The organism is Amycolatopsis sp. NPDC059027 (genome assembly GCF_042739735.1).
GTDB lineage: Bacteria > Actinomycetota > Actinomycetes > Mycobacteriales > Pseudonocardiaceae > Amycolatopsis.
In genome coordinates this window covers 39888-58889 of record NZ_JBHYIK010000060.1, presented here as the reverse complement: position 1 = coordinate 58889, position 19002 = coordinate 39888, and the positions used below count along the sequence as shown (strand labels likewise).

Genomic DNA, 19002 nt, shown 5'->3' with positions numbered 1-19002 from the left:
GGGGCCGATCGCGCCGAGACCGTAACCGATGGCGGCGAGACCCTTGTTGAGGTTGACGGTCTCGGCGGCCTGCTGGGCCAGAACGATGTTGCTCATCTGCGTTTCCCTTCACTTCGGTCCACGCGCTCGCGCGGATCGGGGCCGCCGGCTTCTTGGTGAGCGGCTGAGACCGGCCACTCCGGCCGATTCCGTCCCTCACCCGGCCAGACGCCGCGCGCGACCCTCCCGGTTCTCGTCAAGACGTGAGTTGCGACACCCGTCTGCTGCGTTCGCCTTGAAGCGCACCAGGTTTCCCGGCGGGTCAAGCATTTCCGGCACATCCGCCGAAAGGTTTCCACAAGGTGGCCGGGCTGCCCGATACGGCCGAACGGCCCAACCGGACGCGACCTGTGCCTGCATGGCCGCCCTTTCGGCCGGGACCCGCCGTCCGGTTCCGGCGCATGCTGATCACGCACGGGACAACGCTTCGCGGGAAGGCGTTCTCGTGCGGGGGAGACATGGGATGCACGGTGCGACTGACCCTGATGGACGGTTTCGTCCTGGACTGCGACGGCCGGCGGCTCGCCGTGCCGAGGACACAGCAGCGGCTGCTGGCGTTCCTCGGGCTGCGGCAGCAGGCGACCCGGGCGCACACCGTCGGCACGCTGTGGCCGGAGTCCGACGAGCAGAAGGCGTCCGGACGACTGCGCAGCGCGTTGTGGCGGCTGCACCAGCTCGGCGCTCCCATGGTGGCCGCCGAGGGCGAGACACTCCGCCTGCACGAATGGGTCCGGGTCGACGTCGACGAACTCGTGCGGACGGCCCGGTTCGTCTCGGCCGAGGGAGCCAGGGACAGCGAGGCACGCGGCAGGGCGTTCCGCGACATGCGGGAGTTGTTGCCCGGCTGGTACGACGACTGGGTCCTCATCGAACGGGAGCGGCTGCGCCAGCTGCGCCTGCACGCGCTGGAAGCGCTTGCCGTCCGTGATCTGGAGACGGGACGCCACGGTGACGCGGTGGAGGCCGCGCTGGCGGCGATGCGCACGGAACCGTTGCGGGAGAGCGCACAACGGCTGCTGATGGAGATCCACCTGGCCGAAGGCAACTACAGCGAAGCGCTCCTCACCTACGAAAGCTATCGGTCACTGCTGCATCGCGAACTCGGCGTGGAACCGTCGCCGCGGATGGGCGAACTACTCGTCCGGGCGAGGCCACTGGCCGCGGTGCCGAACGCGGGGTGACCTCCCCTCCCCCGTCAGTTACTCCACTTCGGACAGAGCAGGCCGGTTCAAGGTTCGTCGCTGTGCCACGATGACTGTGCGGACAGCGCGGACCGGAGCGGGTAACCATCCGGCTCGGGGCCTCGCCAGGCGATCCCGAGGCCTCGCCGGAGCCGTCGCGGTTCGGAGGACACCCGCCAGGAACAGTCCGATGGTAACCAGCGGATAGGCATTGACCAGTACGTGCTGCCACCCTGTCCACGGACCTTCCGCGGGCGTCAGGACCTGCGGTCCGGCCAGGAGAAACACGGCGAGTGCGAGGATCGCGTAACAGCCTCGCTTCCGTACCCGGTCCGGACGTCCCGCGCTCGCGGGCAGGACCCTCGCGGCGAACACCACCAGCGCGGGCGCCGCCCATACCCAGTGCGCGGTCCAGGACAACGGCGAGACCAGCAGCGCCGCGGCCCCATTGGTGACCATCGCGACTTCGGCACCCACCCGGCGCATGAGCAGCACCGAAACCACGAGGACCAGCACCGCCAGGACCAACCACGTCCCGGTGACCCAGCCGGCGGGCAGACCGAGCCGGTGCAGCCCGGCCGTGATGCTCTGGTTTTCCCGGTTGACGATGGCGGCGGGGCCGTCGAGCACTCCGCCGAGCCAGAACCGGGCCGACTCGGCCGGCAGGAGCGCGAACATGCCCCCGGTCACGGCCACGGCGGTGACCGCCGCGGTGATCGAAGCCCGGAAGTCCTTACGCACCAAGAAGAACAGCACGAAGGCGGCCGGGGTCACCTTGATGGCGGCCGCGACGCCGATCCACATCCCTCGTGGCCACTTCGGACGTTTCACCAGGCAGTCGGCCGCGACCATGGCCATCAGCCACAGGTTCACCTGACCTTGCCCGATCGTGTTGCGGACAGGTTCCAGCAGGAGCAAGAACGGCACGATCGCCACGGTGGCGTGCACGCAACCGCGACGTCCTCCCTGCGGCCAGACCCCACGCAACACGACGAAACAGGTACAGGCCAGACAGGCGACGGAAAACACCACGGACAGCACTGCGGCGACCGGAAACGGCAGCGCTGCGAACACCGAAAGCGGAAGCAGCGCGAATGGCGGGTAAATGAACCCGGGAGTCCCGCCCGCGTAGGTGGCAGGCAACTGTCCATAAGGATCCATACCGTGCCACCAGGCGAGGACACCCTGGTAGAAGCTGTGCAGATCGCCGAATCGGCTCCGATAGGCGAGATCCAGAAGGCCGAGGAGCACAAGAACGAGTACGCCGGAAAATGTCATGAGCCGCCAGGAAGAACCGCCGACGGAGACCCGGATCCGGCGCACCAGCCAATCGGCCATGCTCTTCCGGGAATGCGTTCCTTGGGTCTCCATATCCGGCTAGACGACAGGGGGCGCGGAAAGGTTCTCGAATAGCCGTGTTCCACATCACACGCTTTCCGGATTCGCAGCCGCGGGCCGCCGCGTCCCCGGGGCGCGCCGCTCTCACTATTCTAGTGCTAGAATAATCGTCATGACCTCAGAGCTGACCGATGGCGAGCTGACCGTGCTCGGGTTGCTCGTCGAGCAGCCCCGTCACGGGTACGAGCTGGAACGGGTCATCGAGGAGCGGGGAGTACGCGCGTGGACCGCGCTCGGCTTCTCCTCCATCTACTACGTACTCGACAAACTGGCCAAGCGCGGCCTGATCGAAGCGACCGGCGCGCCCTCGTCCGGCAAGTCGCGCACCACCTTCCGCGCCACGCGGCCGGGCCGCGCCCTCTGCGCCGCCGCCACGCGCGACGGGCTGGCGGCGCTGACACCGATCCACGCGCGTGTCCTGGTCTCGATGGCCAACAGCCCGGGACTGCCGGACGCGGACGTGGTCGCCGGACTGACGCGGCGCCGCGAAGCGCTGCGGAAACAGCTCGCGGACGTCCGCGCGGCGCGCTCCCGCCAGGCACCCCTGCCCACCGCCGCCTCCGCGATCTTCGACTACGGCGAGGCCATGCTCGCGGCGGATCTCGGCTGGACCGAAACCACAGTGGACACACTGACGAAGGAGACCGCGGTGGACAAGTACGACATCAAGAAAGCCCACCGGGCGCTCTACTCGCCGTCGTCAAAGGAGTTCACCGTCGTCGAGGTGCCCGAGTTCCGGTACATCGCGGTTGACGGCCGAGGCGATCCGAACACCGCGACCGCGTACGCGAACGCGGTCGAAGCCCTGTACGGGGTGGCATACGCGCTCAAGTTCGCCAGCAAGAAGACGCTCGGCCGGGACTTCGTGGTCGGCCCGCTGGAGGGACTATGGCGAGCGGACGACCCTTCCGTCTTCCTCACGCGACGCAAAGAGGCCTGGGAGTGGACCATGATGATCAGCCAGCCGGACTGGATCACCGAAGACATGGTCGAGGCCGCCATCGACACCGTCGCGCGCAAGAAGGAGAACGCCGCGCTCGGCGACGTCCGGCCGCGCACCCTGGCCGAAGGAACCTGCGTGCAGATCCTCCACATCGGCTCCTACGACGACGAAACCCCCACCCTGGACCGCCTCCACCACCACTACCTCCCCGGCAACGGTCTCACCTTCAACGGCGACCACCACGAGATCTACCTCAGCGACGCGCGTCGCACGGCCCCCGCCAGGCTCAAGACGGTCCTGAGGCAGCCCGTCAAGCCCCTGGAGCGGTGACCTTCGCCTGTCGCACCCTTCCTCCGACAAGACGTGCCGAAGCCGGTCAGTTCTTGCGGACGGCGCCGGTGAACCCGGCCACGAACAACGTGGCGAAGGTCCACGCGAGCAGGCGGAGCAGCCAGCCGCCCACGGTGAGAGCCTGGCCCACCGCCGTGCCGGTCGCTTCGCATCGGGCCCGCGTGCTGAGCAGCGGGGTACCGAGGTCGAGACCGGCACCGACCCGGTCCAGCGGCGGGCAAACGGCCGCGGGCGCGGCGCGTGCCTCGGTGCGGTATTGGCCGGCCGGGGCCGCGGTGAGGCCACCGGCACCGCCGAGCAGCACGGCCAGCAGTACCGACACCGCGACGGTGGCCACGAAACCCACCAAGGCTCGCCAAGGCTGGTAGCCGTAGCCCAGCGTCACCCCGGTGAACCGCGCCCACGCGCGTTCGCCGCGCCCGGTGAGCGCACGCCGGCGTACCTGGTCACGGCGCTGGGCCATCAGCACCCGGCGTGCCTCGCGATCGTGCCCCGCGGCGCGGTGCGCGGCCGCGAGGTGCTGGTAGGGCTGCGCCGTGTACTCGGCGGTCCCCGAGCGCAACAGCTCCAGCCACGCGTCGGTGCCGATCCCCGTCGGCAGCCCGGTGTACCGCAACCCGTCCGCCGAGAGGCGGCGCCCGGGATCCGCCGCGTGCGTCAACTCCTTGGGCTGGAAGGAAAGTCCTCCGTCCGCCCGCGCGTCGGACAGGTTCAGCACCTTCCCGGTACCGCCGCCGCGGATCGAGAGCCCCTCGTCCAGGAAAAGCCGTTGGCCCACCTTCAGGTGGTAGGCGCTCACCGCGGGACCGGCCGGATTGCCGACCGTGGCCCCGTCCATCGCGACCTGACCGGCTATCCGGCTTCGGACGAGCAGCACGGCCGCCCGGTCTTCGCCCGCCCCGGACGCGCTGAAACCGTCGCGCAGGAACAGATCCTGCTCGATGGTCGCCACACTCGCCTCGAACGCCGGCCCCCGGCTGTTGCCGACGGTGGCACCGCGGGCGTCGAGCTGGCCCTCGACGTGCACACCCCGCAACTGGATCGTGCTGGCCTCACTCGCGCTGTCCGCGGTCGTGTCCCACAGCAGCAGATTCCCGCTGATCCGCGCCTTCCGCGCGTCGAGCGCCGGTTCGGACCCGCCGTCGAGCCGGGCGCCGGTGCACTCCAGCGGCCCGGTGATCCGCGCGTTCGCCAGGTCCACCGTGCCGGTGGCGGTGAAACCGTCCCGCATCCGCAAGCCCTGGCCGATCTCGCAGGCGACGGCGACGAACGCGGGCCCGGAATCGTTGCGCAGCACGGCACCGTCGACGTCGACGGTGCCCCCGAGGCGGGCGCCGAGCAGGCGCACGGCACCGGCATCGCCCGCGCCGGTGGCGCTGAAACCCGGGCACAGGAAGACACTTCCGGTGATCGAGGCCCCCTCCGCCGAGAGCGCCGAGCCGGAATCGTTCGTGACGGTCGAACGCGGGAAGGCCGCCTGGCTGCCGATCGCGGCGCCGTCCAGCCGCATCGCGGCCACCTCACCGGAGCCCGCGACCGTCGTGTCGTCGAGCAGGAACGCGTGGGCGACCTCGAACCGATCGGCCATGAGCGCGGGCCCGGAGTCGTTGCGCAGGACCGCCCGCACGAACTCGACGGAACCGGCACGCGCGGCGAGCAGGGCCACGGCGCCGTGGCGGCCCGCGCCCGTGGCGGTGAACCCGTCACGGAAGAGCATCGCGTGCCCGGCCTGGAAACCCTCGGCCTGCAGGGCGGGCCCTGACTCGTTGGTGATGGTCGCCCCGTTGCCGATGACATCGCCCTCGACCTGTGCGTTGTCCAGCCGGACCACGCCGTACCCGTCGGAGCCGGTGGCCGTGAAACCCCCGTTCAGCCAGAGGTTCTCGCCCAGTCGCAGGTTCCCGGCGTTGAGCGCGAAGCCGCCCGCGTTGCCGATCCGGGTGCCGGTGAGCCGCAGTGTGTACGCGATCGTCGCCGACCCGAGGTCGATCGCGCCGAGGCTGGGCTCCGAGCTTCCGACGACGCAGTCGCGCAGGACCACCATGCTCAGCCGCGCGCCCCGCGCGGTCAGGCCGGCGGGGAACCGGCACGCGTCGAACACCAGCGGCAGGTCGGTGCCGATGTGGTCCAGGTCGAGCCTGCCCTCGACAAGCGCGCCCCGGACACGCAGGCCGTGCGGGTCCGCGTCGGTGGCCAGCCGCCCGCGCGCGATGTCGCGCAGGACCGACGCGCGCAGCACCGGCGCGCCGCCGTCCGGCGAACCGGGCGCGAACACCTCGCCACGGCGCACGTGCTCGACCAGTGCGTGTTCGGTCGCCGTGAGATCGGTTTCCACCCCGATACCCTGGCACACCGCGTGGTCGTGCTCAGGCCGACGCGAGGAAAGCGCTTCCTCGTCAGCGCTCCGGGTTCTCCTCGCCGTCCGCGGGCTCGGAGCTGCCGCTCTTGGCCGGATCGGGCCAGTCCAGCCCGGTTTCGGTGAGCAGGCTGTCGAAGATGGGGGTCGGGGTGGACCGTTCGCCTGCCATCACACCGCCACCACGTCGATGATCGTGTCCGCGCGGATCCACACGGGTTCGGTGTCGTCGGCGTGATCGTCGAGCCGCACGGGCACCCAGGTGACGTCGGTGTGCGTGTCGGCGACCGGCGCTCCGGCGACCACGCCGCGACGGCAGAGCTGCCGCCGCGAGGTGTCCCGCGGTCTCCCCGGCACGTAGGTGACGCGGTGGCCCGCCGCCACCGCCGGGCTCGCTGGTTTCCGGCTCATCGGCATCGCGCCTCGCGTTCTTCAGGATCCAGGCTGGTCGGCAACGCGACCTCGTGAGCACGACGCCATGACGCGTTCTCACCCTGTTACCTGGATCACAGAAATCCGACAGCGGGAACTGTTACCGCGGTCCGGTCAGGCAGTGCTGCGCGATCGGGCCGAACCGGCTCACGAGCTCGTCCACGGACGCGGACGCGATCGGTTCCAGCCGCAGCAAATAGCGCGTCACGGTGAGGCCCAGCAGCTGCACGTTCACCATGCCCGCCCGCAGCGCGGCGTCCGGGGTGCCGAGCAGTGCCGCCAGCCTGCCGGTGACCTCCCGGTCGATGAACTCGCGGAGCAGCGTTTCGGACTGGTCGTGGGTGGGCGCCGACCGGGTGAGCGTCACGAGCGGGGTGCGGTCGGACTTGTCCAGGTTCTCCAGAAGTGTCCGGACGAGGCGGTCCCCGATGCCGTCGAGACCGCCGTCGAAGACCGCTTCCAGCGCGGGCGGGACGTCGGCGGACATTTCGGTGGCCGCGGCGAACAGGCCCTGCTTGGTGCCGAAGAAGTAGAACACCATCGCCGAGTCGACGCCCGCCTCGGTGGCGACCGCGCGCACCGTGGTGCCGCCGTAGCCGTGCGCGCGGAACAACGTGCGCGCGGCCTCGAGGATCCGCCGCTTGCTCTCCGCACCGGACCGCCAGCGCCCGGGGCGGCCTGGGCTGTGTTCGTTCATGGCCGGGCGAGTCTATCCGGAGATTTCTTCATCGGCTGGTGGAGTTTGAGGACCGACCCGCGCTACCGTGAACTTCATCGGGCGATGAAGAATAGGGGCGACGGGGATGCGAGTGATCGTGATCGGCGCGGGACTGGGCGGGTTGACGCTGGCCCACGGGTTGCGCCGGGCAGGGATCGACGTCGTGGTGTACGAGCGGGACCAGGCACGAGGGCGCCCGCAAGGTGTCAGCCTGCACTTCGACGACCGGGGCACGACGGCGCTGCGCGCGTGCCTGCCGCCATCGCACGTCGCGATGGCGGAGGCCACCATGGGCGGCCCGCGCGAACAGACCCTGCTGCTGTCCGAAGTGGACGGAGAGGTGACGGTCTCGGGGGCACGTCCGGCCGACGGCACGGTGGCGCGGCCCGGCAGACAGGTCAGCAGGCGGCTGTTGCGCGCGGTGCTGCTGTGCGGTCTCGACGACGTGGTGCGGTTCGGGAAGGAGTTCGTGTGGTTCGACCGGCGGGCCGGCGGCACGGTGCTGGCGCGGTTCGCCGACGGCGGTATGGACGCCGCGGACGTGCTGGTCGGCGCGGACGGGATCGGTTCGGCGGTCCGCCGCCAGTACCTGCCGCACGTACGGGTGACCGACACGGGCCGGCACATGCTGATGGGCGCGACTCCCCTGCGCGCCGCGGCCCGCGGCGGGCTGCCCGCGCTGATCGGCGACAGTCCGGCTGCCGCGCGGCTACGCGGCACGACCATGGCACTGGGCGTCCATCGTTTCGCCGAGCCACCAGCGGCCGCGCGGGACCGCTGGCTGCCCGCGTTGCACTCCCCCGCGATCGACGACGCCGAGGACTACGTGATGTGGGCGTTGCCCGCCGCGCGGGAGCACGCCCGATCACCGGCCGATTCGTGGCGCCGTGCCCGGGAACTGACGGCGGACCTGCCTCCGGCGCTGCGGCTGATCGTCGACGAAGCCTGGCCGGAACTCACGGTGTCGCTGCGGATCGGGGCGATCCCGCCGATGCCGCCCTGGCCCGCCGGCCCGGTGACGCTCATCGGCGACGCCATCCACCTGGCTCCCGGCTTCGGCGGAAACCTCGCGATGCGGGACGCGCACCGCCTTCGCGATGTCCTGCGCCAAGCGGATCGAGGCGAGCGGGAACTGCTCCCCGCGATCGGTGCCTACGAGGAAACGATGCGCCAGGACTCCTTTCCCGTGGGACACAGCGCATGAACCTCACCCTGCTGAACAGGAAATCGCTGTCCCTGTTCGCCGCCGTCGGTGGCTGGCGCACGGTCGCCGAAGCCATCGTTTCGCGCGTGCTGTTCCTGATCGCCTACCTGCTGACCGGCCGCGTGACGGCCTCCGCGCTGGTGGCGGTCGGTGGGGTGGTGGTGTTCGCCGTGATCCGGATGTGCACCGACCGGAAGTACTGGCAGCCGGTGGCCGGGCTGGTCATCGTCGGCGTGTCCGCGCTGCTGGCCGCAAAAAGTGGGCAGGGCGTGGACTTCTACCTCACGAGCCTGCTGCTCCCCTCGGCTGCCGGGGTGGTGCTCCTGGTTTCCATGCTGGTGCGCTGGCCTGTGATCGGAGTGGTGGTGGGCGCGGCACGCGGTGACCGCTCCGGCTGGCGACGGGACCGGCCGCGACGACGGCGTTATCAACTGTGCACGGCGGTGTTCCTGGCGAAGCTCGTCATCGAGGTGGCGGTGCTGCTGCCGCTGTACCTGGCCGGGCACGTCGTCGCCCTCGGCATCGCCAGCACGCTGCTCAGTTCGCCTACCCTGGCCGCCTGCGTCTACCTGTGCTGGCGAATCCTGCGCCGCGAAGCGGACCTGCCTGCCGTCGTGCCCGGCCCCGCCTGAGCAGGCTATGTCCACTGTGGACACCGGCAGCATGACCTCGACGATCCGCGCGGCCAGGTCGCCGTAGCGGCGTGCCGCGTACAAGTGCCGTCTCGCCCGTCAGTCAGGCGAGCCGGGTCAGTTATGACCATCCCTCAGGAAATGGTCACCAAAACCCTTACACAGCAAGGAAAACTACGTTTCCGAGGTTCACCCGATCGATAGCACGCATGTTCGATCGGGCGGAGTATCGTGGTGGTATGTCAGTCGACAGCAGCACCTCCGCAACGCCCACCGAGTGGTGGCGCGTCGATGTCGGCTGCCTGCTGGACAGACTCTTCGACTCCGAACGCGTCCAGCGCCGCGAGGCCACCGTCCAAGGTGAGGTGCTCGCCGAGCTGGAACGGCGCGGAGTGCAGGACAGCACCGGCTACAGCAACCTCCCGCGGCTACTGCACGAAACACTCAACATCCCTTACGCGGAGGCGAAAACCCGGGTAGCGCGGGCACTAGCGCTGAACAGCACCCACGACCTCACCACCGGCGCACAACCACCCACGGCACCCGCGACCGCGCAAGCCGCATCCGAGGGCGCGATCGGCGCCGCCCAGATCGACGAAATCCTGCGCGTGCTCGACAAACTCCCCAAGACAGTCCCAGCGGATCAGCAGGAGCAGGCGGAGAAGATCCTCGCCGAACTTGCCCGCGCCGCCGGACCACGGGAGATCCGCGCCGCCGGACGACGCCTGCTCGCCCAGCTCGACCCCGACGGCCGGGAACCCAAAACCCGGGAACCGAAACCGTTCCAGCCGGAGTTCTCCATCGCCCCGCATCGGGATGGCGGACATCAGATCAAGGCCCGCGTCGATGACGAAACCTCCGCACGCCTGCAAGCCATGCTGGACCCACTCGCCAAACCCCGCCCCGCCACCGAAGAAGAAGGCCGCGACACCCGAACCCAATGGGAACGGCGTGGCTGCGCCTTCTCCGAGCTGATGCGGATGTGGGCCGAACACCCCGACCTCCCCACGCAGGCCGGGGAAGCCACCCACATTGTCGTCACCGTCGGACTCAAGGAACTGCGGACCGGGATCGGACAGGCCACTCTTGATCTGCTCGGCGAGATCACCGCAGCCGAAGCACGACGACTCGCGTGCGACGCCAAGATCATCCCCATGGTCCTGGGGACACACGGCGAACCCCTCGACGTCGGCCGCGCCCAACGCCTCGCCACCCCCGCCATCCGACGCGCACTCATCCGACGCGACGGCGGCTGCGCCTTCCCGGGCTGCGATGTCCCCGCCTACCGTTGCACGCCGCACCACATGACCTACTGGGCACACCACGGTGAGACCAAAGTGGACAATCTCGTGCTCCTATGTTCGGTGCACCACAAGGTAATCCACCACTCCCCATGGGAAGTCCGCATCACCACCGACGGACTACCCGAGTTCATCCCACCCGCCTGGCTCGACGCCACCCGCACACCACGACGCAACACCATCCACCTCAGAACCTGATCCGTATGCCCCGTCGTTTCTCGCTCGGAGTGAGAGCGTGGCCTCACCCTCGGGTCCACCCACGCTTGTCCTTTGTGGACTTTAACGCGCTGAAGGAACCCTTTGGTGCGCTGGACGCCATGAAGGACCCCTTCACAGCAATACCATCCCATCGCAGGGTCACAGCAGGCCACGGCGCCGGGCGGCGACGACGGCGTCGCGGCGGTGGTTGACACCGAGTTTGCGGTAGATGCCGCGCAGGTGTGTCTTGACGGTGTTGACGGAGACGAACAGGGAGTCGGCGATCTGCTCCGTGGTGCGCATGGACGGCAGTTCGGTGAGCAGTTCGAGTTCGCGGCAGGTCAGCGGATCGACGGGGGTCACGGGATCGGCAGGCAGCGTCCGGAGCACGGTGTCGGCGAACTCGTCCGCGCGACCGAACCTTCCGGAGCCGCGGACGAGCAGCTCGCGGATGTGCCGTCCGGCGGTGTGAAACGGCCGCAGCGCGCGAGGGGCCGTCGCGAGGTCGAGTGCCTTGCCAATCGCCTCGTGTGCCCGGTTGATTTCGCAGGCCTGGTCGGCGAGCAGGGCTTCCAGGAGCCAGGCGTCGATGAGCGTGTGCGCTACGAGCGGACGGATCTGTCCGTCGAGGACGGGCTGCAGACGACGTCGCGCGGCACCGGTTTTTCCCCGGTGTACGTGCAGAGACGTGATGAGCAGCGCGTGCTCGGCGTAAGGGGCGAGCAGCTGCCGGTGGCGCTCGATCACTTCCGCCGCCCAGGTGGGTTCGCCGACTCGGAGCGCCAGCCGCTGCTCGATCGGGGCAGTGTAGGCGACGAGACTCGGGGCGAGGGTCTCCGCCGCGAGCCGCTTCCCGAGACCACGCAGCGTTTCGACGACCGCGTGCGGGTCGTCGGCACGGCCGAACTCGACCGCGGCCTTGAGTGTCATCGCGAACAGCTCGGTGGTGGGCTCCACTGCCGGAGGCAGCAGCCGGTCCGCCAGCGCGGCGAACCGGTGCGCACGTTCGTCGTGCTGTTGCTCGTACGCGGCGGCACCGAGGAGCGCGTAGAGCAGGGCGCACCGCCCGGTCCCGTCCCAGCCGCGCGAGCGGGCCAGCCGCCTGGCCGCGCCGGTGCGTTCGGCCAGCTCGGCCAGATCACCCCTGGCACCGGCGAGACCCGCGAGGTGGATCTCGCAGTGCAGGCGGACGGCGTCGCGTTTCTCCACAGTGGCCGTCTGAAGCGCGAGCTCCAGGTCCGTGCCGGCGCTCGCGACGTCGCCCAGCCACAGCGCCGCGGTACCGCGGTTGACGAGCGCGAGCAGGTCGAGATCCAGATCGCCGGTGTCGCCGGCGGTAGTGGTGCCGAGTTCGGCGAACGCCTCGTCCAGCTTCCCGCCGTATCGTGCCCGGTAGAGCGCCGTCACGGCGTGCAGGGCCCGCAGCCGCGCGGAGCGCAGCGGCTGGGCCGAGTTGTCGACCCTGCCGAGGCACCGGTCCGCGGCCGTGACGTCGTGCGCGTCCAGCGCGGTCACCGCGGCGACGAGCGCCACCTGGGGGCGGGCGAGAACGTGCTCGGGCATCGCGTCGAGCAGCGTGAGCAGTCGCCCGCCGTGTCCTTTGAGGACGGTCTGCAGCCCGGACCGCTGGAGGTAGCGGCTGATGAGTTCCTCGTCCCGCGCCGCGATCCCGTGTTCCAGCGCGGTCAGCACGTCACCGGAATGGGTGTACCACTCCGCCGCCGACCGGTGGAGTTTGCGATACGCCCGGGGATGACGTCGCGTGAGTTCCGCGCGCAGGTAGTCGCGCAGCAGCGGATGACAGCGGTACCGGGAGCCGTCGCGGCCGTGCCGGGTGACCAGCGCGTTGGTGCGGGTGAGGGTGTCCAGGATCTGCCCGGAGTTCTCCTGCCCGGTCAACCGGGTGGCCAGTTCGCCGGTGACGTCGGGGCACACCGAAGTGCTCAGCAGGAAGTCGCGGATGTGGGCGGGCTGCGGGCCGACGACCTCTTCGGACAGGTAGTCGGCGAGCTGGCGGTCGTCACCGGTGAAGGCCCGGATCGTCCGGCCCGTGTCGGACGCGGCGGTCACCGACAGAGCGAGGAACCGCAGTCCCGCGGCCCAGCCTTCGGTCCGTTCCAGCGCCGCGTCGAGCTCGGTCTCCGTGAGCGCGAGGTCGTGGCCCGCCAGCAGGGTTTCGGCTTCCTGCTTGGTGAAGTTCAGCTGGTGCGGGGTGATTTCCCGCAGTCGCCCCTCGAGCCGGAGCCGGGGCAGGATCAGGGGCGGGGGAAACCGGGTCGCGAGGACGACCCGTACCCCGGCGGGCAGATAACGCAGCAGGATGTTCACGCTCTCGATCGCGTCCGGGGCGGAGAGTTCGTGCACGTTGTCCAGGATCAGCAGCACGGGCCGGGCGAGTTCGCGGCACGCGTCGATGAAGGCCGCGACGCATTCGTGCAAGGGCGTGTCGCGTGGTGGCGAGTCCCGGGTGGAGACGCGGGCCTCGACGCTGTGGGACAGGGCCCGGAAAAGCGATGACCACAGCGAAAACACGTCGTTGTCGTCGGTGTCCAGGGAAATCCACACCACGTGTTCCGCCGGGACGCGCGCCCGCGATCTTCGGCGGAGCCAGCTGTCGAGCAGGACGGTTTTCCCGGATCCGGCCGGCGCGTTGAGCAACGTCACGCTGGAGACGTCGCCGCCGGTCGCCTTGTCCAATGCGGTGAACAGCCGATCCCGGTCCAGGACGGCACAGGCGGGCACCGGCGGGGCGAGCTTGGGCGGTGGCACCACAGCCGGTTCCCCGCAGCCGTTCCCGGGGTTCACCGGCCGGTGTCCTTCGCGGCCGCGGCGGCGATGAGATGCCCGATGAAGGCGACCGTCCTGGTTGCCCCGGTCAGCGCGAAGGCGATACCGGAAACCACGGCGTCCAAAGGAAAGCCGGACTGTCGCGGCTCGCGCTGCGCGGAGAGCAGCAACGCGACCATGATTCCCGCCAGTGCGATCCTGATCCCGGACCGTCGATGTGGCACAGTGCCCACCTGGTGTCTCCCTTCCCGTCCCGCAACGGCTGAAACGGAACCGATCTTGCTCACCCCGCCCGGTGGTCACCTCCTCCCCAGCGGGTGAGTCGGCACCGTTCGCACGGATTTCCCGTCGCGAAGAGTGGCGGACGGGACGCATTCCTCGCGGTGCGTGACGGACTACGCGATACGTATTCACCCGTGGCAGGCGAGGAAAACCGTGCTCCGCGGCGCGCAGTCTTGAACCGCGGAGCACGGGAGCACTTCGACGGTCACGCCGTCGGGCGAGCGTTGTCCGTCATCGTCGGGCACCCGGTGGCGGGCAACGCGCTCGGCCGGGACACGGCCTCCGGAGCGGACAACATCGGACGGGAGCGCGGAATGACGGACGGCCGGCTCGCGGTGCTGCCCCTCGCGATCACCATGATGGCCGGGCCGCAGATCATGTCGGCGCTGATCCTGATCACGGTGGAACGCGCCGTGCCGGTGTCGCTCGCCTTCGTCGCGGGCGTCGCCGTCGCCGTCACGGCGGGGACGGCGTTGACGACCTGGCTGGCGGGGTTCCTGCCGCCGGATCCCTCGGTTTCCGCCGCCGGCAGCTCCCTCGCCACGATCGTCGAGTACGTCCTGATCGCGTTCCTGCTGTGGCTGGCGGTCCGGAACTGGACGGGCCGCAAGACCGCGGAACCACCGAAGTGGCTGGGCTCGTTGCTGACGGCAGGGCCGGGACGGGCGTTCCGTACCGGGTTCCTGCTCGTCGGGTTCTTCCCTTCCGACGTCGTCGTCATGTGCACGGTCGGCGTCACGCTCGCCCGTGCCGGGGCGGACTTCGCCGCGGCGATCCCGTTCCTCGGCGCCACGGTCCTGATCGCCGCGCTGCCGCTGCTGGGTTATCTGCTCTTCCGGCGGCGGGCGGTGCGCGTCATGCCCGCCATCCGGGACTGGATGACCGACCACGGCTGGCTGATGAACATCTTCGCCTGCCTGCTCTTCATCGGCCTCGTCCTCTTCTGACCGTTCCGGCCGCGGGCCGACCCCACCAGTGCCATGACCCAGCCGCGGCCGGGGTCGTCGACCAGCACGGCCAGGACCAGCAGGGTGGCGGGCACCGACAGCAGGGTGCCGAGCGGGCCGAGTACCCAGGCCCAGAACACCAGCGCGACGAAGGTGGCCGTGGCGGACAGGCCGACGGCGTTGCCCACGTAACGAGGCTGGATCAGCGACTGCGCCACGAAGTTGAGCACGCCGTACACCGCGATCACCACGAGCATCGCCTGCCAGCCCGCGTCGAGCAGCGCGAGCAGGGCGGGCGGTGCGAGGCCGAGGAGGAAACCGATGGTCGGGACGTAGTTGGTCACGAAGGAAAGCAGGCCCCACAGCACCGCCAGCGGAACGCCGAGCAGCAGCAGCGCGACGGTGTCCATGATCGCGACGACGAGACCGAAGACCGTGGTCACCACCAGATAGCGGCGAACGCGGCGAGCGAAGTCCCGCAACGCTTCGGCGGTCCGGGGCCGGTCACCGGCGATCCCGGCCATCCGGCCCTCGGTTTCGGCGGTTTCGGCGCTGAGGAACAGCAGCAGCCCCAGCAGGAACACGAGGCTCGTGGTGACACCGGTCAGGTCCGACAGCAGGGAGCCGAGAGACGACAGGAGCTTGCCCGGATCGAGCGCCCTCGTGACGTCACGGAGCTGGGGCGGCCCGATGCCGAGCCGCCCCAGTGCGCCGGTGATGTCGGCGGCCAGCCCCGCGGCCCGGTCCGCGTACCGAGGGAGCAGCGCCGCCAGCTCGGTCACCGAAACGATCATCGCTACGCCGAACGCCACGAAAGTCCCGTAAACGAACGTCATGAGCGCCGTCGTCGCCACCCAGCGGGGAAATCCGCGGCGCCGCAACCAGCCGTGCACGGGGCTGAGCGTGATGACGACGACGGCCGCGAGCAACGTCGGCGCGGCCAGCCAGGCGACGGCCTTGATCCCGGCGACGCCGACCACGACCGCCGCGAAGCCCAGCAGAACCACGAGCGCTCGCGACGTCCCGGGAGTCGTCACCACGGCGCGTCGGGGGCTTCCTCGCCGTGGACGACGACCGCCCAGATCACCATGACGCACAGGGCGATCACGATCGTCGACCACACAGGATGGGCCGACAGGAACATCAGGTGCGTGAGCAGGGTGCCGGTGGCACACAGCACCGCGACGAGCCTGGCCCACCCGGTGCCGGAGAACAGGGCCGCGCCGGAGATCGCCACCACCACGCCACCCACCAGATGCGCCCAGCCCCAGCCGGTCACGTTGAGCACGAGGGAGTAGTCGGGACCCACGATGTAGTACCCGCGCCGGAACAGCGCCACGATTCCCGCGATCGCGTTGAACACGCCGAGAATGACCATGATGACGCTCGCGAAGACAAGCCAGCCCGTCCACATCGACCGGCGTCCCAGCGCGGTCCGATGATTTCCCGGCCGCCGCCCTGCCGTTTCATGGTCGGTGATATCCGCTTCGGCACCCCATCGCTCGTTCATTTCGTCTCCGTCTCCTGTTCCGTGGTGAAGGTGTCGCGAAGCGTCTTTTCCTGTTCCTCGCTCAAATTCGTGAAAATCAGCTCGGGCCTCGCCTGACCACCGAAGGCGTCCCGCACCTTGTCGATGACGGCACCCGAGCTGAGCACGAACAGCGCCGACGTTCCTTCGGTGACCTCCGCCCGTACCTGACGAATCAGGTCGTCGTCGATGCCGTAGTCGGACAGCGAACCGCCGAGCGCGCCGGTGGCGGCACCGAGCGCCGCGCCGATCAGCGGTACGAGGAAGATCAGGCCGAACAGCATTCCCCAGAACGCGCCGGTGAGCGCGCCCCGGCCCGCCAGGTTGTGCAGCTGCCGGAGTTTCGGTTTGTCCTTCCCTTCCCGCCACGCCACGATCGCGGCGTCGTGCACCGTGATGAGCCGGTTCCTGGCCAGGGATTTCAAGCGCTCCGCAGCGAGCTCCGCGCCGTCGGCCGAGTCGAACAGCCAGATGGTCAACGTCTCCACGGTCACCGTCCTTTCCGAACTGGGTTTACGACCGCGGCCATCGCACATCGGCACGGCGGGCGGGCACATCACCTCCGCCGGGTGAGCCTCGCCCCGCCGGTCGCGGCTCGCGATCCCATCCGGCCAGGGTGATGACCAGCCCGCGGGAAGACCCCACCGTGGGTGGAAAACCGTGGAATGCCCCGGATGGCAAGGAGTTCGCTCGTGGACCACTCCCCGTTGATCGCCGACCACGGCCTGGTCGGCGACCTGCAGACCGCCGCGCTGGTGAGCACCGACGGCACCGTCGACTGGTTCTGCTGCCCGCGTTTCGATTCCCCGAGCGTGTTCGGCGCGCTGCTGGACCCCGATGGCGGCCACTGCCGGATCCGGCCCGTCCGGCAGCCGTACACCACACGGCAGCTCTACTTCCCCGACACCGCGATCCTCATCACCCGGTTCCTGACCGAATCGGGCAGCGGCGAGGTCATCGACTTCATGCCACCCGCGTCACGCTCGCGCGCCACGTCCGGCCGCCGCCTGATCCGGATGCTGCGCTGCGTGCGCGGCCGCGTCGCCTTCTCGGTGGACGTCGTCCCGCGGTTCGACTACGGCCGCCGTCCGCACACCACCTGTGTCACCGAGGACGGCGCGCTGTTCGATAGCGGGAAGTGCGGTCTGACCCTGCACGCCGTCCGGGAGCCGGGGGACGCCCGGCTGGCCCACATCCACGTCCTCGAAGGCGGGGTCTACGGCTCGGTCACCCTGGAGACCGGCCAGGTCCGCGGGGTGGTGCTCGAATCGGACGCCGAGGGGCCGCCGCGCGCGTTCCGGGTCGCCGAAATCGAGCAGGCCTTCGGTGACACGGTGCGGTTCTGGCGGTCCTGGCTGGCGCGGTCGGCCTACCGGGGACGCTGGCGCGAGACGGTCCATCGCTCGGCGATCACCCTCAAACTCCTGACCTACGCGCCGACCGGCGCGATGGTCGCCGCCCCCACCATGGGATTACCCGAACAGCTCGGCGGCGAGCGGAACTGGGACTATCGCTACACGTGGATCAGGGACGCCTCCCTCTCCGTGTCATCGTTGCTCACCCTGGGATTCACCGCGGAAGCCGTCGACTTCGCCCGCTGGCTCGGGGAGCGCTACCAGCAGAGCGCCCACGGCGATGACCCGATCAACGTCATGTACCGCGTGGACGGCTCGTCGGATCTGACGGAGGAATCCCTCGCGCACTGGGCGGGCTACCGCGGTTCGAGCCCGGTCCGGATCGGCAACGCGGCGTCCGGGCAGCTCCAGCTCGACGTCTACGGCGAACTGTTCGACACCGTCTACCAGGCCGACCGCCGGGGAATCGAGGTCGGCCACCAGGGCTGGCAGGCGCTGTCGGAGCTGCTCGGCTGGCTGACGGAGAACTGGGACCGGCCGGAGGAGGGAATCTGGGAAACCCGTGAGGGGAAAGCGGATTTCACCTACGGCAGGCTGATGAGCTGGGTCGCCTTCGACCGCGGTATCCGCCTCGCGACGGCGCACGGCCGGCCCGGCGCCGTCGAGGTGTGGCGGGCACACCGGGACCGCATCTACGACCAGATCTGGGAACACGGCTGGAATCCGCTCCGCCAGGCCTTCGTCCAGCGCTACGGCTCCGACGCCCTCGACGCGTCGCTCCTGCGGATGGCGGACGTCGGTTTCATCGCCCCGCAGGACCCGCGGTGGCTGGCCACACTGGAAAGCATCGAAGCGGACCTGGTCACCGACAGCCTCGTCCACCGGTACGACTCCGGCGTTTCCCCGGACGGCCTGGCCGGGAGCGAGGGCACGTTTTCGTTGTGCACCTTCGGGTACGTCAGTGCGCTGGCTCGCGCCGGCTATGTGGACAAAGCCCGGCTCGTGTTCGAGAAGATGCTGACGTTCGCCAACCATGTGGGCCTGTACGCCGAAGAGATCGGCCCCACCGGCGAGCAACTCGGCAACTTCCCGCAGGCCTTCACCCACCTGGCCTTGATCGACGCCGCGCTCACCCTCGACCGCGCGGAATCTGTCCTTTGTGGATCGTGACGCCGCGAAGGGGTCCTTGACCGCGCTGAGCGCTGTGAAGGACCCCTTGAGGGCGTTCGGCGAGCTGGCTTCGCGCGGCGGGATTGTCTGTCGCGAACGCTCCGTTCGAGACGTTCACCGTCGCCAACCGCGGGGTAGCGCCCCCACACTTGGGGGGCCCGAGACGGGCGGGGCTTGGCG

The 19002-nt window shown here is 69.8% G+C and carries 16 protein-coding genes and 2 pseudogenes; 7 read left to right on the top strand and 11 right to left on the bottom strand.

The window, feature by feature from the left end:
• Positions 1 to 96 (bottom strand): annotated as a pseudogene (locus ACFWY9_RS33460) (ATP F0F1 synthase subunit C); the annotation flags it as partial.
• Between the two features lie 413 nt (positions 97 to 509).
• Here ACFWY9_RS33460 and ACFWY9_RS33455 point away from each other — a divergent pair.
• Complete coding sequence (locus ACFWY9_RS33455) at positions 510 to 1220, top strand: BTAD domain-containing putative transcriptional regulator (protein ID WP_378324885.1); 711 nt, start codon at positions 510 to 512, stop codon at positions 1218 to 1220.
• An 18-nt stretch (positions 1221 to 1238) separates the two neighbouring features.
• On the opposite strand, the gene ACFWY9_RS33450 is transcribed toward ACFWY9_RS33455, so the two are convergent.
• On the bottom strand, positions 1239 to 2558 hold the full coding sequence (locus ACFWY9_RS33450; RefSeq protein ID WP_378340728.1) for a glycosyltransferase family 87 protein: 1320 nt from the start codon (positions 2556 to 2558) through the stop codon (positions 1239 to 1241).
• A 172-nt stretch (positions 2559 to 2730) separates the two neighbouring features.
• On the opposite strand from ACFWY9_RS33450, the gene ACFWY9_RS33445 reads away from it, so the two are divergent.
• Positions 2731 to 3891: a GyrI-like domain-containing protein gene (locus tag ACFWY9_RS33445; protein WP_378340727.1), complete on the top strand. Its 1161-nt coding sequence runs from the start codon at positions 2731 to 2733 to the stop codon at positions 3889 to 3891.
• Positions 3892 to 3937: 46 nt separating this feature from the next.
• On the opposite strand, the gene ACFWY9_RS33440 is transcribed toward ACFWY9_RS33445, so the two are convergent.
• The 4 genes from ACFWY9_RS33440 to ACFWY9_RS33425 form a co-directional block, all read right to left on the bottom strand.
• Positions 3938 to 6247, bottom strand: a complete 2310-nt coding sequence (locus ACFWY9_RS33440; protein ID WP_378340726.1) for a hypothetical protein — start codon at positions 6245 to 6247, stop codon at positions 3938 to 3940.
• 61 nt (positions 6248 to 6308) lie between these two features.
• Complete coding sequence (locus tag ACFWY9_RS33435) at positions 6309 to 6440, bottom strand: hypothetical protein (RefSeq protein ID WP_378324881.1); 132 nt, start codon at positions 6438 to 6440, stop codon at positions 6309 to 6311.
• A complete protein-coding gene (locus ACFWY9_RS33430; RefSeq protein WP_378324880.1) occupies positions 6440 to 6679 on the bottom strand; it encodes a hypothetical protein in 240 nt (79 codons plus the stop codon). Before ACFWY9_RS33430 ends, ACFWY9_RS33435 begins: the two co-directional genes overlap by 1 nt.
• A gap of 121 nt (positions 6680 to 6800) precedes the next feature.
• Entirely contained in the window at positions 6801 to 7397 is a 597-nt protein-coding gene (locus tag ACFWY9_RS33425; RefSeq protein ID WP_378324879.1) for a TetR family transcriptional regulator, read from the bottom strand.
• A 106-nt stretch (positions 7398 to 7503) separates the two neighbouring features.
• Between ACFWY9_RS33425 and ACFWY9_RS33420 the strand changes: the two genes are divergently transcribed.
• The 3 genes from ACFWY9_RS33420 to ACFWY9_RS33410 all read left to right on the top strand — a co-directional run bounded on the left by ACFWY9_RS33420 (position 7504) and on the right by ACFWY9_RS33410 (position 10753).
• Positions 7504 to 8622, top strand: coding sequence for an FAD-dependent oxidoreductase (locus tag ACFWY9_RS33420; protein WP_378340725.1), 1119 nt, complete (start codon positions 7504 to 7506; stop codon positions 8620 to 8622).
• Positions 8619 to 9254 (top strand): DUF3159 domain-containing protein, encoded by a 636-nt coding sequence (locus ACFWY9_RS33415; RefSeq protein ID WP_378340724.1) that lies wholly within the window; start codon positions 8619 to 8621, stop codon positions 9252 to 9254. The genes ACFWY9_RS33420 and ACFWY9_RS33415 overlap by 4 nt, the downstream gene beginning before the upstream one ends.
• 239 nt (positions 9255 to 9493) lie before the next feature.
• Positions 9494 to 10753 carry a DUF222 domain-containing protein gene (locus ACFWY9_RS33410; protein WP_378340723.1) on the top strand — a complete coding sequence of 420 codons (1260 nt, stop codon included), beginning with the start codon at positions 9494 to 9496 and terminating at the stop codon, positions 10751 to 10753.
• Between the two features lie 159 nt (positions 10754 to 10912).
• Here ACFWY9_RS33410 and ACFWY9_RS33405 read toward each other — a convergent pair whose 3' ends face one another.
• Entirely contained in the window at positions 10913 to 13558 is a 2646-nt protein-coding gene (locus ACFWY9_RS33405; protein WP_378324876.1) for a LuxR C-terminal-related transcriptional regulator, read from the bottom strand.
• The gene (locus ACFWY9_RS33400; protein WP_378324875.1) at positions 13555 to 13773 is read right to left on the bottom strand and encodes a hypothetical protein; all 219 of its coding nucleotides are present in this window, start codon (positions 13771 to 13773) and stop codon (positions 13555 to 13557) included. The genes ACFWY9_RS33405 and ACFWY9_RS33400 overlap by 4 nt, the downstream gene beginning before the upstream one ends.
• A gap of 363 nt (positions 13774 to 14136) precedes the next feature.
• On the opposite strand from ACFWY9_RS33400, the pseudogene ACFWY9_RS33395 reads away from it, so the two are divergent.
• Positions 14137 to 14703: pseudogene (locus tag ACFWY9_RS33395) on the top strand (GAP family protein); the annotation flags it as partial.
• On the opposite strand, the gene ACFWY9_RS33390 reads toward ACFWY9_RS33395, so the two are convergent.
• Genes ACFWY9_RS33390 through ACFWY9_RS33380 form a run of 3 tightly spaced genes read right to left on the bottom strand, consistent with a single transcriptional unit; the run spans position 14646 to position 16785 of the window.
• On the bottom strand, positions 14646 to 15809 hold the full coding sequence (locus tag ACFWY9_RS33390) for an AI-2E family transporter (RefSeq protein WP_378340722.1): 1164 nt from the start codon (positions 15807 to 15809) through the stop codon (positions 14646 to 14648). The pseudogene ACFWY9_RS33395 and the gene ACFWY9_RS33390 overlap by 58 nt on opposite strands.
• The gene (locus ACFWY9_RS33385; RefSeq protein ID WP_378340721.1) at positions 15803 to 16279 is read right to left on the bottom strand and encodes a hypothetical protein; all 477 of its coding nucleotides are present in this window, start codon (positions 16277 to 16279) and stop codon (positions 15803 to 15805) included. The genes ACFWY9_RS33390 and ACFWY9_RS33385 overlap by 7 nt, the downstream gene beginning before the upstream one ends.
• Complete coding sequence (locus ACFWY9_RS33380; RefSeq protein ID WP_378340720.1) at positions 16276 to 16785, bottom strand: DUF1269 domain-containing protein; 510 nt, start codon at positions 16783 to 16785, stop codon at positions 16276 to 16278. The genes ACFWY9_RS33385 and ACFWY9_RS33380 overlap by 4 nt, the downstream gene beginning before the upstream one ends.
• A gap of 204 nt (positions 16786 to 16989) precedes the next feature.
• Between ACFWY9_RS33380 and ACFWY9_RS33375 the strand changes: the two genes are divergently transcribed.
• Entirely contained in the window at positions 16990 to 18822 is a 1833-nt protein-coding gene (locus ACFWY9_RS33375; RefSeq protein WP_378340719.1) for a glycoside hydrolase family 15 protein, read from the top strand.
• Positions 18823 to 19002 lie beyond the last annotated feature (180 nt).